General features: G+C 62.1%; 11 protein-coding genes and 1 tRNA gene. 6 read left to right on the forward strand and 6 right to left on the reverse strand.

Translation table 11 applies throughout. The features are described from left to right. Positions 1-64: 64 nt before the first annotated feature. Positions 65-1,564 carry a CoA-acylating methylmalonate-semialdehyde dehydrogenase gene (locus AWT76_RS11890; RefSeq protein ID WP_072247681.1) on the reverse strand — a complete coding sequence of 500 codons (1,500 nt, stop codon included), beginning with the start codon at positions 1,562-1,564 and terminating at the stop codon, positions 65-67. Positions 1,565-1,665: 101 nt separating this feature from the next. Between AWT76_RS11890 and AWT76_RS11895 the strand changes: the two genes are divergently transcribed. After that, positions 1,666-2,589, forward strand: coding sequence for a LysR family transcriptional regulator (locus tag AWT76_RS11895; RefSeq protein WP_072246532.1), 924 nt, complete (start codon positions 1,666-1,668; stop codon positions 2,587-2,589). On the opposite strand, the gene AWT76_RS11900 is transcribed toward AWT76_RS11895, so the two are convergent. Beyond that, complete coding sequence (locus AWT76_RS11900) at positions 2,565-2,894, reverse strand: PilZ domain-containing protein (protein WP_072246533.1); 330 nt, start codon at positions 2,892-2,894, stop codon at positions 2,565-2,567. The genes AWT76_RS11895 and AWT76_RS11900 overlap by 25 nt on opposite strands. 163 nt (positions 2,895-3,057) lie before the next feature. Here AWT76_RS11900 and AWT76_RS11905 point away from each other — a divergent pair, with 163 nt between their 5' ends. Beyond that, positions 3,058-4,314, forward strand: a complete 1,257-nt coding sequence (locus tag AWT76_RS11905) for a surface lipoprotein assembly modifier (protein WP_176699391.1) — start codon at positions 3,058-3,060, stop codon at positions 4,312-4,314. Positions 4,315-4,439: 125 nt separating this feature from the next. Here the strand turns inward: AWT76_RS11905 and AWT76_RS11910 are convergent, their stop codons facing one another. Continuing rightward, positions 4,440-6,278, reverse strand: a complete 1,839-nt coding sequence (locus tag AWT76_RS11910; protein ID WP_072246535.1) for an autotransporter outer membrane beta-barrel domain-containing protein — start codon at positions 6,276-6,278, stop codon at positions 4,440-4,442. 191 nt (positions 6,279-6,469) lie between these two features. Here AWT76_RS11910 and AWT76_RS11915 point away from each other — a divergent pair. After that, positions 6,470-6,545: transfer RNA gene (locus AWT76_RS11915), tRNA-Thr, on the forward strand. Between the two features lie 149 nt (positions 6,546-6,694). On the opposite strand, the gene AWT76_RS11920 is transcribed toward AWT76_RS11915, so the two are convergent. Beyond that, entirely contained in the window at positions 6,695-7,348 is a 654-nt protein-coding gene (locus AWT76_RS11920) for a TetR/AcrR family transcriptional regulator (protein WP_072246536.1), read from the reverse strand. Positions 7,349-7,463: 115 nt separating this feature from the next. On the opposite strand from AWT76_RS11920, the gene AWT76_RS11925 reads away from it, so the two are divergent. The 3 genes from AWT76_RS11925 (at position 7,464) to AWT76_RS11935 (ending at position 11,930) form a co-directional block, all read left to right on the forward strand. Further along, a complete protein-coding gene (locus AWT76_RS11925) occupies positions 7,464-9,500 on the forward strand; it encodes an NADH:flavin oxidoreductase (protein ID WP_072247682.1) in 2,037 nt (678 codons plus the stop codon). A gap of 115 nt (positions 9,501-9,615) precedes the next feature. Continuing rightward, positions 9,616-10,851, forward strand: coding sequence for an aromatic ring-hydroxylating oxygenase subunit alpha (locus AWT76_RS11930; RefSeq protein ID WP_072246537.1), 1,236 nt, complete (start codon positions 9,616-9,618; stop codon positions 10,849-10,851). Between the two features lie 5 nt (positions 10,852-10,856). Continuing rightward, entirely contained in the window at positions 10,857-11,930 is a 1,074-nt protein-coding gene (locus AWT76_RS11935) for an FAD-binding oxidoreductase (protein WP_072246538.1), read from the forward strand. Positions 11,931-12,043: 113 nt separating this feature from the next. Here AWT76_RS11935 and AWT76_RS11940 read toward each other — a convergent pair whose 3' ends face one another. Both AWT76_RS11940 and AWT76_RS11945 read right to left on the reverse strand, forming a co-directional pair. After that, positions 12,044-13,504 carry a heme biosynthesis protein HemY gene (locus AWT76_RS11940; protein ID WP_072246539.1) on the reverse strand — a complete coding sequence of 487 codons (1,461 nt, stop codon included), beginning with the start codon at positions 13,502-13,504 and terminating at the stop codon, positions 12,044-12,046. Positions 13,505-13,514: 10 nt separating this feature from the next. Continuing rightward, positions 13,515-15,020 (reverse strand): hypothetical protein, encoded by a 1,506-nt coding sequence (locus tag AWT76_RS11945; protein ID WP_072246540.1) that lies wholly within the window; start codon positions 15,018-15,020, stop codon positions 13,515-13,517. Positions 15,021-15,068: the final 48 nt, after the last annotated feature.

The raw sequence follows: 15,068 nt of genomic DNA on the forward strand, positions 1-15,068 counted from the left end.
CCTTCATCCTTGCCCAAATATCCTGCGCAGGGTGCGGGGGGTGCAAAACCCCCCGCCCTTTCCGTCAGTCCATCGCTTTGAAGTTGAACGCCGCCCCCTCTTTGATGCCGCTCGGCCAGCGCGAGGTCACGGTCTTGGTGCGGGTGTAGAACTTGAACGCATCCGGCCCGTGCTGGTTCAGATCGCCAAAGCCCGATTTCTTCCAGCCACCAAAGGTATGGTAGGCCAGCGGCACCGGGATCGGCACGTTGATGCCCACCATCCCGATATTGATGCGATGCGCGAAATCGCGTGCCGTATCGCCATCGCGGGTGAAAATAGCTGTGCCATTGCCGTATTCGTGGTCCATCGCCATGCCAATGGCCTCGTCATATGTCTTGGCGCGGACCATCGACAGGACGGGGCCGAATATTTCCTGCCGGTAGATGTCCATCTCGGTCGTGACATGATCGAAGAAATGCGGGCCGACGAAAAAGCCATTCTCGTAGCCTTGCAGTTTGAAATCGCGCCCGTCGACGACCAGTTCCGCGCCTTGGTCCACGCCGCTTTGCACCAGCCGCAGAATGTTGTCTTTGGCCGCCGCGGTCACGACGGGGCCGTAATCCACGTCATCGCCCGCGGTCCACGGCCCGACCTTCAGCGCCTCGATTTTCGGGACAAGGCGTTCGCGCAGCGCGTCCGCCGTGCCCTCACCCACGGGCACGGCCACCGAAATTGCCATGCAGCGTTCGCCCGCAGCACCATAGCCCGCGCCGATCAGCGCGTCGGCGGCTTGGTCCAGATCGGCATCAGGCATAATAATCATGTGGTTCTTGGCACCGCCAAAACACTGCACGCGTTTACCGTTGGCGCAGCCGCGCGCATAGATATATTGCGCAATCGGGGTAGACCCGACAAAGCCCACGGCCTGCACGGTGTCATTGTCCAAGATCGCATCGACCGCGTCCTTGTCGCCATTGACCACCTGCAACACGCCATCGGGCAGGCCCGCTTCCTTGAAAATCTCGGCCAGCATCAAGGGCACCGAAGGGTCACGCTCGGACGGTTTCAGGATCATCGCATTGCCGCAGGCCAGCGCCGGGCCCATTTTCCACAAGGGGATCATGGCGGGAAAGTTGAACGGCGTAATCCCCGCGACCACCCCCAAGGGCTGGCGCATGGAATACATGTCAATGCCGGGGCCGGCGCTGTCGGTGAATTCGCCCTTCAGCAATTGCGGCGCGCCGATGCAATATTCGATCACTTCCAACCCACGCTGCACATCGCCCTTGGCATCGACAAAAGTCTTGCCATGTTCAGAGGACAGCTTTTCGGCCAGCTTGTCCATGTCGCGGTTGATCAAGCCCACCGCTGCCATCATCACACGGGCGCGCTTTTGCGGGTTGGTGGCACCCCAAGCGATTTGCGCCTGCGCGGCACGGGCAACGGCATCGTCCAGTTCGGCTTGGCTTGCCAGCGGCACACGAGCCTGCACCTCGCCGGTGGCGGGGTTATAAACATCTGCAAACCGGCCCGACTGGCCTGCAACGCGCTTGCCGTCAATCCAGTGCGAAAGCTCTTCCATAGCATCCTCCATTCAGTTGGGCGCAGCCTAGCCTTGCGTTTTCGCCTTGGGAAGGCGAATTACACCATGTCGGTATTGCAAAAATGCAAGGGTAAGTGGCGATGGACTGGGACGATATGCGTGTATTTCTGGCGTTGGCGCGCGTGGCCAGTCTTGGGCGTGCGGGCCAAGTGCTAAAGATGGACCCGGCCACTGTGGGCCGTCGCGTGTCGCGGCTGGAAGGGCACTTGGGGCGGCGGCTGTTTCACCGTTCGCATCAGGGCTACGCGCTGACCGAGGACGGGTTGCGTCTGCTGCCGCATGTCGAAGCCGCACAAGCCCATCTCAGCGCCGCCGAAACGCCCAACGACACTGGCGCAGGGCTAAGCGGGCAAATCCGCCTTGGCGCGCCGGATGGTTGCGCGAATTACCTTTTGCCGCAGGTCATTGCCCGGATCTGTGCCGACCACCCGGCGCTAGAGGTGCAGATCGTTGCCCTTCCCCGCCTGTTCAACCTGTCGCGCCGCGAGGCGGATATGGCCATCAGCGTATCGGCCCCGCAGGCCGGGCGGTTACATGTGCAAAAGATCACCGACTATCATCTGCATTTCGCGGCCGCAGCATCTTATCTGGACCGGCACCCCCCGATCCGGCAGATCGCAGACCTGCGCGGCCACAGCCTGATCGGCTATATCCCCGACATGATTTTTGACAAAGAACTGGATTACCTTGCCAATCTTGACCTGCACGCCGCGCGCATGACCTCGAACTCCGTGCCGGTTCAGTTGAACCTTTTGCGGCAGGGCACAGGCTTGGGCGTAGTGCATGACTTCGCCCTGCCCCATGCCCAAGACCTGCGCCGCGTGTTGGTGCCGGTATTCAGCCTGACGCGCGCGTTTCATCTGGTTCGCCATGCCGATGACTTGCGCAATGCGCGGCTGCGGCGTTTTGCCGAAGCGCTGATCGTGGGCTTGCGCGACCAAGTCGCGCGGCTGGAACAGGCCGTGGCGCAGGCAGACGATCAGGCCAATTCGGAAAACCCGTAGATGCGCGCCGCGCTGGCGGGTTTCTGCCCGCGCGAGACAGCCGCCAGAAAGCGGGTTTTTTCACCGGGGGGGCAAGATGGCAGATAGCACAGCCCCGCTCGCCCCTCGCGCACCCAGCGCACTTCGGCAGATATAAACGCGCCTTTGCAATGCAGGCGCAAGACATCGCCAGCCATGACCGAGCGCAGCCCTTCCAGACAGACCCCCTCGGTCGAATAATCTCGCAAGTAAGCGCTTTCACGCTCTCCATTGCGCAAAACGCCGACCAGCGCCCGGCTGCGTATGCGTGCGACCTTGCGGACCATCACTCACCCTCCTGTACCACACCGGCAACAAGAAAGCCTCATAAGTGGTTCAAAATTCGTAAACTCGACTGCAAGCAATGCCGTAAGATTGACTTGATGGTTAATGTTGCGCATCGTGCAGCATAACGCGCCGTCAGAGCGCATGAGCGATCGAGCAGATTACGTGACAAGATTTCCCAAGATGTTGCGGGCCTTCGGCCTTGCGCTGCTGTTGGCGTGCAGTTCTGTGCTTGCGCAGGCTCAGGACAGCGCGCCAGCCCCTACCGCCCAGCTTGCCGCAAATGCACAAAACCCGGGACTGCGCGCGGACTGGCGTCAGGCGTTGGAACATATGCGCAAGGGCGCACCGCGCGCCGCGCTGCCCATTCTGGAACGCCTTGTGACCGATTTTCCGGCCATCGCGCGCTTTCGGCTGGAACTGGCGCGGGCGCTGTATCTGATCGAAGATGACGGCCGCGCGCGGTATCACTTCGAATACGCGCTGTCGGGCGACCTAAGCCTGGGCGAGATCAAGGCCGTGCAGGACTATCTGAGCGCAATGGACACCCGCAAAAGCTGGCGCGGTCAGGCGCGTATCGCGGTGGTGCCGCAAAGCAACCCATGGCAACGCTCCGGCCAACCATTTGTCGAGATCGGCGGCACATTGTTGCTGCCCTTGCCGCAGGTCGAGCGGGCCACCGGGGTCGAACTCGGGCTGGGCATGACATGGATGCCGCGGCTGAAACAGGACCTCCATGCACGGGTGCATCTGGTCGGCACCGGCCAGTTCTTCGAGGAACCCGATTTCACGCGCGGCCATCTGCGCGGCGAATTCGGCTTTGTCTGGTTCGGTGACCATGGGCGCAGGCTGGAAATGGGCATCACGCTGCAAGGCGCGGGTGGCCATGACGGGGTTATCATGCGCGGCGCGGGGGTGCAGACCGTTTTCCAGCGGCGTTTTGGGCGGCGCACGCAAGTCACCGCGCGGGCAAGTTACGATGAACTGCGCTATGCTCGGGTGTCGGATTATAACGGGCCGCGCGGCGCGATGTCCTTGGGGGTGCAACATATCCTGTCGCCACGGCTGAAGATCTCGGGCGCGCTGAACCTGTCGCATCACCACACGCAAGCAGAATTCCACCGCCGCACCGATGCATCCGTCACCTTGGGAACAGAAATTTCCTTTGGCGGCGGACTGATCACCGGGCTGGAAGCGAATTTGGGCCATATCAGCTTCGGCGCGGCCAACCCGCTTTTGCCGCAATTCGGCGCGCAGCGCGACTGGCGTGCGGAACTAAGCGCCACGATGATGCATCGCAACCTGTCGGTTTACGGGTTCGCGCCTATTGTCCGCGTCGGGGTTGAACGCAGCGACAGCAATATACCCATGCGCAGCTATGACAATCTGAAGGTCAGCTTTGGGGCGACGCGGAATTTCTAGAACCTGTGGCGCGCAATCCGGGGCAGCTTTTGCTCTGCTTGGTCTGCCGCGCAGTAACAGGCCGGGGTGCAGCCTTTGCGACCCCGGCCTGCCATATGCATGTGGTTCTTAGGCAGCGGCCCGCCTTAGAAACGGAATGCCCCACCAATGGACGCGGATGCATCGCCATCACCATCCATGCGCAATTCGGCACGCAAAACGAAATCATCCGCGCGCGGGAATTCGAAATCGGCGCCGATGCGCAATAGGCCCGCGCTGCCATGGCCCGTGGGCGCAAAACGCGTGCTGGCCCCGCCAAGCGCCATGGTCACATCGCCGCCATCAGCCAGCAGGCCGGTCAGGCCCAGATAGGGCGTTACAGTGCCCGACCCCAGCGCAATACGCTGGCCGATTTCCAGATCGACAAACCCGGTCAAGAGGTTGCGCTCGGCCAGCGTTGCACCGGCCAGCGACGTGGCTGTCGCACTGTCCAAACGGTAGCCCGTAACCCCGGCTTGCGCTGTCAGGCGCAACCCCTGTTGGCTTTGGTGTTGCAAACGGGCGGTCAGGCCAATGAAATGTGCATCCATCTGTGCGCCGACGGCGGTGCCCAGATCGAACCGGCCAAGCCCCAGATAGGCGGCGATATCTGCGCGCGTGCTGCTCGACAGCGCACGCCCCATACGCGCCCCAACTGCGAATTGGTGTTGGGTCGGTTGCCCGGTCCCGTCAAGCCCACCTGCCGAGAACATACCGAACAGGCCGTAATCGTCGAAATCACGTCCGATTGCGACTTGACCGTCACGCTGGCTTTGACCCACCGTCAGACTGCCAGAGGCCCAAGACCCCGCCTGCCCCGTTGCGCCAAGGGCTTGGTGGCCAAGATTATAGCCAAGCTGTGCGCCCAGCAGGTCTGCCGCGCCGATCAGCGCCGGATCAATCGAAAGTAGGCGCCCGGCATCGAATAGCGCGCTGTTGACCCGAATATCCAAGACCTCTGGATCGCTGGTGAAGGTGACAAGACCGGTTCCAGCGCGGCTAACGACGAGCGTGTCGGTGCCTGCGCCCAACTCGACGGTACCGTTGATCGTGCCGCCGGCGATCTCCAACGTGTCATCGCCCGCGCCCAGATCCATCGCAACGCCGCCGCGCCCGGTGATGGTGCCGGAATTGACAATCGTCTGCGCGCCGGTATCCGCCGGGTCAACGTTTATACCGACATTCCCTTCGATCAGGCCACTATTGGTGACGGAAGACGAGTCACCGGACGGGTCGAAATCGATGCCATCCTGCGTGCCAATGGCCATGATGGTACCGGAATTGACGACCGTCCCGCTGTCAAGGTCGACCGCATCCTGATCGCCGCCGACTGACCGGATAATACCGCTATTGGTGATGGTCGCGCCGCGCGCGGCATTCACCGCGTCGTCACCGGCTTCGATCAGGCCCGCATTTGTCAGCGTTGCGTTATCAGTGTTGATGTTGACGCCTTCATCATCGGCATAGATTTCGCCGGTCGCATGATTGATGACCGTGGCATCGTCTTCCAACTGCACACCGTCATCCGCGCCACGGATGATGCCGTAATTCTCGACCAAGCCATCATTGTCGATATTGACGCCATCACCGTCCAGCCCTGTGATGGTGCCTCTGTTGATGACAGTGTTGTCGTTATCGCCTTGCACGCCATGATCGTTCTGGCCGGTCAAGGTGCCGAAATTGGTGAATGTCGTGTCATCGTCGAATCTGAACGCTTGGTTCGTGCCGGTGATGACCGCGCCGGTCTCAACCGTGATCGTCGCATCGTCCAGCCCGCCATCGACAATGCCGATTCCGGTGCCGCTACAGGTAATCGTGTCCCCGTCGGACGGCGTGGCCGGGCTACAGGTCTGTTGGGCCGAAACAGGGTTTGCCAGAACCGAGAAGAGAGCAATGACAGAGAGCGAAGAGCGCAGAGCGCAGAAAAAGCGACATGGGGCATCCATTTCCAAAAAATCCTTCGTTCGAGTAACCAAGAACTGTAACGACTTCGTGAACTTTGCATCCGCACACCGTTCGATTGCGCCGATGCATATATTCGCCCGCGCGACCAGAGCGCAGGCGCGAATTTCTAAGCATTTTCGAAGTGAAACCGCTTGAACGGGTCGATTTCTGCGTTTAAAGGCACAGTCGGTCCGCCTCAATAGCTCAGCTGGTAGAGCAGGTCCTTCGTAAGGACAAGGTCGGGGGTTCGAGTCCCTCTTGAGGCACCACTCTCATCCACGCATGTGATTTCGGCCAGATCATATGGGCAGGTGCCGCCGCACGCCCCAAGCGCTTTGGCTTTGCCGCCGGGTGTGACCTCGCCTTTGGCGCGTGCCGCACAGGCCACAGGTGCGAGTGCCCAATGCGGCCCACAGCCCTATCCGGCAGGTGCAAATTTCAACCGGGCATGAAAGCGCGCAAGTTCGGTTTCCGTGGCGGATGTGCCGGAAAAAGCGCGCACATAGTCCGGCACGCGCGACAGCCGGGTTGCCATGTCTTCGCGCACCTGCATAGATATATAGCCAATCTGGGTCAGATAGACCGTGCGGGCGCGCACATCTGCCTCTGCCGCAGCAAAGCCGAACCTTTCGAACATCGCCCGGATCGCCCCCAACCGCGCGGCATCTGCCGCCGTAACCCGCGCCTTGACCGCATCTGTCCCCTGCCCCCAAGCCCGGACCGCGAAATCCAGATTTGGGTCGAACAGGTCGGGGTCGTAGAACACGGCGATCAGGTTCAAGATCGCCTCGGCGATGGTTTCGGCATAGGCATCGCGCGCCAGCACGAAAGCGCCGGTATTGCGCGCTTCCCAATCGTCCAGCAGGGCATCCAGAAGCGCCTGCCGATCCTTGAAAAACCAATAGAAGCTGGTGCGCGACAGGTTCAGATCGCTGGCCAACGGCTGGATTTTCACCGCTTCCAGCCCGCTGTCCAGCAAAGCGCGGCGGGCCGCATCCAGCCACAGCGCGCGCGACCCGCGCCAACCCGTTGTTTTCTCGGCCTCTACCGCCGCTGTATCTGCTGTTTCCATGGCAGGCAGAATAGATCGGGCGGCGATTTACACAAGAAAAATATACATGTATGATCTTTTTCTTGACATAAGTGAACATTTCTACAAACGCTGGGCAATAGCCACGGAGTGCCCCATGTCCAGCGATCCCCTTCTCCAGCCTTACCGCCTAAAGCATCTGACGTTGAAGAACCGGCTGATGATTACCAGCCACGAACCCGCCTACCCCGAAGACGGAATGCCGAAGGACCGCTACCGCGCCTATCATGTCGAACGCGCGCGCGCCGGGGTGGCACTGACCATGACCGCCGGGTCCGCCAGCGTGGCCCGCGACAGCCCGCCCGTGTTCAACAATATTCTGGCGTGGAAGGACGAGGTGGTGGGCTGGATGAAAAAGCTTGCCGACGAATGCCACGACCACGGCTGCGCGGTGATGATTCAGCTAACCCATCTGGGCCGCCGCACACGCTGGGACAAGGCCGACTGGCTGCCTGTCGTGTCACCGGGCCATGCGCGCGAACCCTCGCACAAGGCCTTTCCGAAAAAGGTAGAAGATTGGGACATTGCCCGCATTATCACCGATTACGCCGATGCCGCCGAACGGATGCAAGCGGCAGGGTTGGACGGGATCGAATTGCAGGCTTACGGGCATTTGATGGACCAGTTCTGGTCGCCCCTGACCAACAATCTGGACGGCCCTTATGGCGGGTCGCTTGACAACCGCCTGCGCTTCACCTTCGACACGCTGCGCGCCATACGCGCGCGGTGCGGTCCCGATTTCATCGTGGGGGTGCGCTACACGGGGGATGAAGACCTACCCGGTGGCCTGACCCGCAAGGACGGCTTGGAGATTTCCCGCCGCCTGAAAGACAGCGGCATGGTCGATTTCCTGAACGTGGTCAAAGGCCATATCGACACCGATGCGGGCCTGACCGATGTGATCCCGGTGCAGGGCATGGCATCGGCCCCGCATCTGGATTTCGCGGGCGATATTCGCGCAGCGACCGGGTTCCCCACCTTCCATGCCGCGAAAATTCAGGACGTGGCCACCGCCCGTCATGCCATTGCCAGCGGCAAGCTGGACATGGTCGGCATGACCCGCGCGCATATGGCCGACCCGCATATCGTGGCCAAGATCATGCGCGGCGAAGAAGACCGCATTCGCCCCTGTGTGGGCGCGAATTACTGTCTGGACCGCATCTATCAGGGGGGCATGGCCTTGTGCTTGCACAACCCTGCCACCGGGCGCGAGTTGGAACAGCCGCATGTCGCGCCCAAAGCCGACACGCCCCGCCGCGTGGTGATCGTGGGCGCTGGCCCCGGCGGGCTGGAAGCCGCGCGCGTGGCGGCAGAGCGCGGGCATGACGTGACCGTGTTCGAGGCCGCCAATGACCCCGGCGGGCAAGTGCGGCTGACCTCGCAAACGCCCCGTCGAGCAGAGATGATGCAACTTGTGCAGTGGCGCTTTGCCGAATGCGAACGCATGGGCGTGCGCTTCCGGTTCAACAGCTTGGCCGATGCCGCGATGGTGCAGGCCGAAAACCCCGATGTCGTCATCATCGCCACGGGCGGCTTGCCGCATACCGATGTGCTGGCGGCAGGGAATGAGTTAGTTGTGTCGGCATGGGATATTCTGGCAGGCGACGTGGCACCGGGCGAGATTGTGCTGATCTATGATGATGCGGGCGACTACCCGGCGCTGCAAGCCGCAGAGAAGATCGCCGCCACCGGCGCGAAGGTCGAAATCCTGACCCGCGACCGCACCATCGTGCCCGAAGTGATGGCCATGTCGCTGACACCATCCATGCGCATTTTGCAAAAGCTGGATGTGACCTTCACCGTGGCATGGACGCTCGAATCCGTCGCGCGCGACGGCAACCTTCTGCGGGCGCAGATCGGCAGCGATTACGGCGGCGTAACCCGCGCGCGGCACGTCGATCAGGTCATCGTCAATCACGGCACGCGGCCACTGGACGATCTCTATTTCGACCTGCGGCCAGACTCGATCAACTTGGGAGAGGTCGATTACGAAGCGCTCGTTGCGGGAACCCCGCAAACCGTGGCGCGCAACCCCGAAGGCCGCTTTCAACTGTTCCGTATTGGCGATGCCATCGCCGCCCGCAACACCCATGCCGCGATCTATGATGCGCTGCGCTTGTGCAAGGCGATCTGACATGCCGCGCGCCGCGCAGAAAATGCCGCAATCAGGCGCGCTGTAGGACGGGATTCGGGGTCAGATTGCTGCAACTGCACAATTAACCCGCCACCTGCCACGAAGGCCGCCCCAGATGCTGAGCAACTCTGACCTTCTTTACCTGCTTATGTCCCGCAAACCGTGGCATTCCCTGCCACAAGCCTTCTACACCGATCCCGATGTGTATCAGGCCGATTTGCAAAACATCTGGCAGCGCGACTGGATTTTCGCGGCCCCCTCGGCGGAACTGCCCAAGGGCGGCAGCTATATCACGCTGGAATTGGGCACGGCGTCGGTCATCATCGTGCGCGGCATGGATGGGGTTGTGCGCGCGTTCCACAATTCTTGCCGCCACCGGGGCAGCCGCATCTGTTCGGCGCAGAAAGGCACCGCGCCGAAACTGGTCTGCCCCTACCACCAATGGACCTATGATCTGGACGGCAAACTGCTTTGGGCGCGCGAGATGGGCGCGGATTTCGACCCGTCCGCCCATGGGCTTGGGCTGGTGCATTGCCGCGACATTGCGGGCATGATCTTCATTTGCTTGGCCGAAAACGCCCCCGACACGCGCGATCTGGAAGCGCAGGCCGCGCGCTACATGGGGCCGCATGATCTGGCCAATCTGAAGGTCGCGCATCAATCCAGCATTATCGAGGAAGCCAACTGGAAACTGGTGCTGGAAAACAACCGCGAGTGCTACCACTGCTCCGGCTCTCACCCATCTTTGTGCGTGACCTTCCCGGATGACCCGAACCTTGTGGGCGCCGATGACAGCACCACCAGCAACGCAGGGCGCGCGCATGTGGACCGCTGCGAGGCAGCAGGCCTGCCCGCGAAATATGTCATTGATGCTTCCGAGCGCTGGCGCTTCGTGCGTATCCCTTTCCTTGGCAAAGGTGTCAGCTACACGCTGGATGGCAAAGCGGCGGTCGCAAAGCGCGTAGGCCGCGTGCCGTTCGATGATGCCGGGTCGTGCCTGTTCTTTCATTACCCCAACACATGGAACCATTTCCTGTCCGACCAGGTTCTGACCTTCCGCGTGCTGCCGGTCGGGCCGATGCAAACGCAGGTCACAACCACATGGCTGGTGCACAAGGATGCCGAAGAAGGCCGCGACTACGACCTCAAGCGCCTGACCGAGGTCTGGATCGCCACCAATGACGAGGACCGCCGCATTGTCGAGGAAAACCAGCGCGGCATCAATTCGCCCGGCTACAAGCCCGGCCCCTATAGCCAAGTGCAGGAAGGCGGCGTGAACCAGTTTGTCGATTGGTATTGCCGCACGCTGCAAACCGCTCTGATGGGCCCGGCCCGCATCGCGGCGGAGTGACGCCCATGATCCCGATGCCGACCAAGGACAGCCCCGTCTGGCGTGATGACGAGGAACTGGAATGCGTGGCCATCCTACCCGAAGCGCCGGGTGTGAAAACCTTCGTCTTTCGCCCGCCTTCAGCCGCGATGTTCGTCTATCGCGCGGGGCAATTCCTGACGCTGGATTTGCCCCTGCCGGGCGGGAATGTGCAGCGCACCTACACGATTTCGTCTTCGCCCGTGACCTCTGCCTATGTCACCATCACCGCCAAGGTGCAGCCGGGGTCGGTCGGCACGGCATGGATGCATGACCACTTGCAGGTTGGCATGCGCCTGCGCGCCTATGGGCCTGCGGGCCTGTTCCATCTGCCGCCGCAGCCCGATGGCAAATACCTCTTCATTTCGGCAGGCTCTGGCGTCACGCCCATGATGTCCATGGCCACCACGCTGTTCGAACGCGGTGAAGACCCCGATATCTGCTTTATCCAATGCGCCCGCAAACCCAGTGACCTGATCTTTCGGCGCAGGTTGGAATACATGGCCTCGCGCGTGTCGGGGCTGGCGCTGCATTTCGTCGTCAGCCGCCCCGAACCCTACGAGGTCTGGACCGGCTATCGCGGGCAGTTGAACCAGTTGATGCTGGGCTTAATGTGCAGCGACTATCTGGACCGCCATGTTTATTGCTGCGGGCCGGAAAGCTTTATGTCTGCCGTGCGCGAGATCCTGATCTCGTTGGGCTACGACATGGAACACTACCACCAAGAATCCTTTCATGCCCCGGCAGAAACCGTGGCCGAGATCAAGGAATTCGACGATCCCGTGCCTGACGAGTCGGCACAGGCGGAAATCGTGTTCACGCGCTCGGGCGTCACTGTCACCTGCACCGAGGGCGACACGATCATGCAAATCGCCCGCGCGCAGGGGCTGCCGGTCGCATCGGGCTGCAATTTCGGGCTATGCGGCACCTGCAAAACGCGCAAACTCTCGGGCGAGGTGCATATGGTCCATAATGGTGGCATCACCGACGAAGATATCGACGCGGGCTATATCTTGGCCTGTTGTTCCAAGCCGGTGGGCCGGGTCGAGGTGGATGCATAACCAAGGCCATCACACCCCCGGCGGGGCATAACCGGTTTCGCACATAATAAAACCGGCGATCATGACCGCCGGTTTTCCTGCCAAATGGCTTGTCGCATCAGCGTTCTGACCCGCTACGCCGGTTTGTCGGCGCGCGCCTCTTCTGCGGGTGCGTCGGCGTCGATCACCTCTGCATCCGGCTCTGCTGCGGGTTTCGGAAGGCTGCCGACGATCAGCGGCAACAATTCTGATTGCGTGGCAGACGGGCCAGAGCTGTCAGGTGCATCGCGCCATTCCAAACTGTCGAACGCGCCGCAATTGTCGCAAATCGCCTGCCAGCTTGCATGAACATGCTGGCAGTTCTGACATACCCATTGCGGCCCGCGAGAGGCCGTGAGCGCCCGCGCCAACCAGCCGCGCACAACCGCATCATCAGCCCCTTCGCCGCGTTCAATGGCGGCCATGATCGTCAATGCGCGCAGCGTCGGGCGGGTTTCGAACAGATCGCCCAAGGCCCGCCGCGCCGCCGGGAAATCCTCTGCCGCGATCAGCAGCTCGGCCCGCAGCATGCGCGATTCGTCGGCATCGGGGTGCATTTTCAGCAGTTTCTCGAATCGCGACAGACGCTGGCGCGGCGATTCGTCCTTTTCGATGGCGGCAAAGGCTGCGGCCAATTCAGGGTGCGGCGCCGCCTTCCATGCCCGCTTGATGGCCCGCGCCGCATAGCTGCCCTTGCCCTGCGCCACCAGCGCTTGCGCCGCGGCAACAGCGGCAGGCACCAGATCGGGCGACAGGCGGTTGGCCTCTATCGCGGCATCGCGGGCGCGCGGCAACTGGTCCTTGGCGGCCAGCGCATCCGCCTCTTGCAGCGCCAGAATGGCATCGCGGCGGCGATACACATCGCGCGGCAGATGACCACTGGATTTCTTGGTCTCCAGTGTTTTGCGCGCGCCTTTCCAGTCTTCGGCCTCTGTCTGCAATTTCAGAAGCGTGTCCTGCGTTTTCTCATGCGCGGGCTGCATTTCCAGCGCCTTGACAGCCAAGGCCCGCGCTTTGTCCGTCTCGCCCAGCGCCAGTTCAGCCCGGATCAGCCCTTGCACCCCAACAAAGCGGCTGCGCGGATCATCCAGCAAACCTTTGTAATGCTCCAGCGCCATTGCCGTGTTGCCCTTTGCCTCTGCGGCTTGTGCAATCAGCAAGTTGGTCATGATTGGCCGGTTCAGCAGCTTATGCGCTTTTTCGGCCTTCGCGATCGCGGTTTTCGAATCGCCTGTGGATTGCGCCAGCATTGACGCCAACAGCGCATCTAACCCGCGCTTTTCGCGGTTGCGCATGAAAAAGCGGCGGATCGCGGTTTCATCGCCATTCATGAACCGCAACAAGGCCAGCGACAGCGACAGCGCCTTGAGCACCAACCAAAGTCCGACAAGAAATACGCCAAAAGCGATAATCGCCTGCACCGGGCCAAGCGTGAATTCCATGTCCAGAATGCGCAGACCAACTGTCTGGCCACTGTCCATAAGCGCCCCCGCGCCATAGGCCAGCGCAATCACAGCCACGACAAAAACAAGGAGTTTGAGCAACGTCCAGAACATATTGTTTTCCTTAATCCGCCGTGATTTCGGCCTGCACCGCATCTGTTGCGGCAGCGGCATTCAACCGGGTTTCGACAGCCGCCAGCCAGTCGGACATGGCCGCGCGCCCGGCTTCTGGCAGGCTGGCCAATTCGTCGCGCGCTTGCGCAAGATCGCCTTCGGACACCGCAACCCCCGCGCGGGCCACGATTGCGTCGGGGTCATCCCCCTCGCGCGGCGCAAGCGAGCGCGCGCCGATCTGCGCGCGAAAGAAATTGCCCAGCTTTTCCGTGGCAGATTCGGCCGGGGCCGATTGCAGGCTGGCGCTGACGGCGGCACGGGCGGCGGGGTCGAACCCTTCTTGCAAGCCTTCGACCGTTGGCACCCCGCTTGCGGCGGTGTCCTGAAGCGCATCTGGCACCGCGACACCGGCCTGCGCCAACTGCTCCACCGCGTCTGCATATGCCGCGCCGGTCACAAATGCGGCGCGGATACGGTCAAGCCCGGCGCTGGCCAAGGCGGCATCAACCGCGGCTTCGGCTTCGACCACCTCTTGGGTTGCCAAGGCGCGCAGATCCTCCATATCGGCCTGAAGCGCCGCGATCTGCTCGGGAACCGGCGCATAAGCCGCTTCCAAGGCGGCAAGGCTGTCGCGGATAGGGCCAAGGTCAACCGGGTCTTGCGCAGTCAAATCGTCGATCTGTGCTTGCAGGCCGCTGATATCCACAGGCGCGGGAATGGCCGCGATCTGGGCGCGCAACTCTTCGATAGAGGCTTCGATTGCGCTGGCATCAGGCATCTGGGCAGGTTCCAGCGCGGCAATCTGCGCTTCCAGCGCGGTCAGGTCAGCCTCTTGGGCCATGGCCGCGCGCAGTTCAGACAATTCGGCGCTCAGCGCGTCCAGCGCATCCGTCGGTGCGGCTTGCTGGCTGGTCTGGTAGAGATGCGCGCCATAGCCTATCCCGCCAGCGACAAGCCCACCCAACAGCATGGGAAAAAAGCCGCCGCGTTTTTCGGGCGCCGCTGCTGGCGCGGGCGTCGAAGCGGCGGGCTTGGTGTCTGTCGGGGGTGTCTCTGGCGCGCTGTCGGTTTGCGCAGGCTCGGGCGCGTCTGGCGCTCCGGGTCCGGTTTCTGCGGTGTCACTCTGCTCGGGCTGCTCTGCCGCGTCGGGCGCTGTGGCGGCTGGGTCCACCATGTCCGGCGCGGCGGGCTGTTCAGCCGACTCGGCTGCTTTTTCAGCCGCATCCTCTGGCGCTGGCATAGCGTCTTCTGTGGCCGGGGCGGGCTGATCGGGGGCGGCGGCCGTATCTTCGCCCATCTGGCCCGGACCGTCTGCCAAAGGCACCGTTTCGGGCGTATCTTTCGTATCGACCGGTCCCGTCAGATCACCATTTGTCGGTGCAGGGGGCGTATCCGGCGCCGTGGTCTTGGCCTGTTCGGACGCCTTTGGTTCGGCTGCGGTCTTGGTGGTTTTGGATCGGCGCGGCGCAGCTTCCTGCTTGCTGCTGCCGGTCTTGCTTGTCGTTCTGCGCGCCACCGTTCATCCCCCATCCCGCTTACGCCGCCATGCAGCAATACGAGGATA

The organism is Roseibaca calidilacus, assembly GCF_001517585.1.
Classification (GTDB): domain Bacteria; phylum Pseudomonadota; class Alphaproteobacteria; order Rhodobacterales; family Rhodobacteraceae; genus Roseinatronobacter; species Roseinatronobacter calidilacus.

What these genes read in the sequence shown, in the direction of transcription:
- AWT76_RS11890 (WP_072247681.1), bottom strand. Translation starts at nt 1,564, where the DNA reads ATGGAAGAGCTTTCGCACTGGATTGACGGCAAGCGCGTTGCAGGCCAG.
- AWT76_RS11895 (WP_072246532.1), top strand. Translation starts at nt 1,666, where the DNA reads ATGGACTGGGACGATATGCGTGTATTTCTGGCGTTGGCGCGCGTGGCC.
- AWT76_RS11900 (WP_072246533.1), bottom strand. Translation starts at nt 2,894, where the DNA reads ATGGTCCGCAAGGTCGCACGCATACGCAGCCGGGCGCTGGTCGGCGTT.
- AWT76_RS11910 (WP_072246535.1), bottom strand. Translation starts at nt 6,278, where the DNA reads ATGGATGCCCCATGTCGCTTTTTCTGCGCTCTGCGCTCTTCGCTCTCT.
- AWT76_RS11920 (WP_072246536.1), bottom strand. Translation starts at nt 7,348, where the DNA reads ATGGAAACAGCAGATACAGCGGCGGTAGAGGCCGAGAAAACAACGGGT.
- AWT76_RS11925 (WP_072247682.1), top strand. Translation starts at nt 7,464, where the DNA reads ATGTCCAGCGATCCCCTTCTCCAGCCTTACCGCCTAAAGCATCTGACG.
- AWT76_RS11930 (WP_072246537.1), top strand. Translation starts at nt 9,616, where the DNA reads ATGCTGAGCAACTCTGACCTTCTTTACCTGCTTATGTCCCGCAAACCG.
- AWT76_RS11935 (WP_072246538.1), top strand. Translation starts at nt 10,857, where the DNA reads ATGATCCCGATGCCGACCAAGGACAGCCCCGTCTGGCGTGATGACGAG.
- AWT76_RS11940 (WP_072246539.1), bottom strand. Translation starts at nt 13,504, where the DNA reads ATGTTCTGGACGTTGCTCAAACTCCTTGTTTTTGTCGTGGCTGTGATT.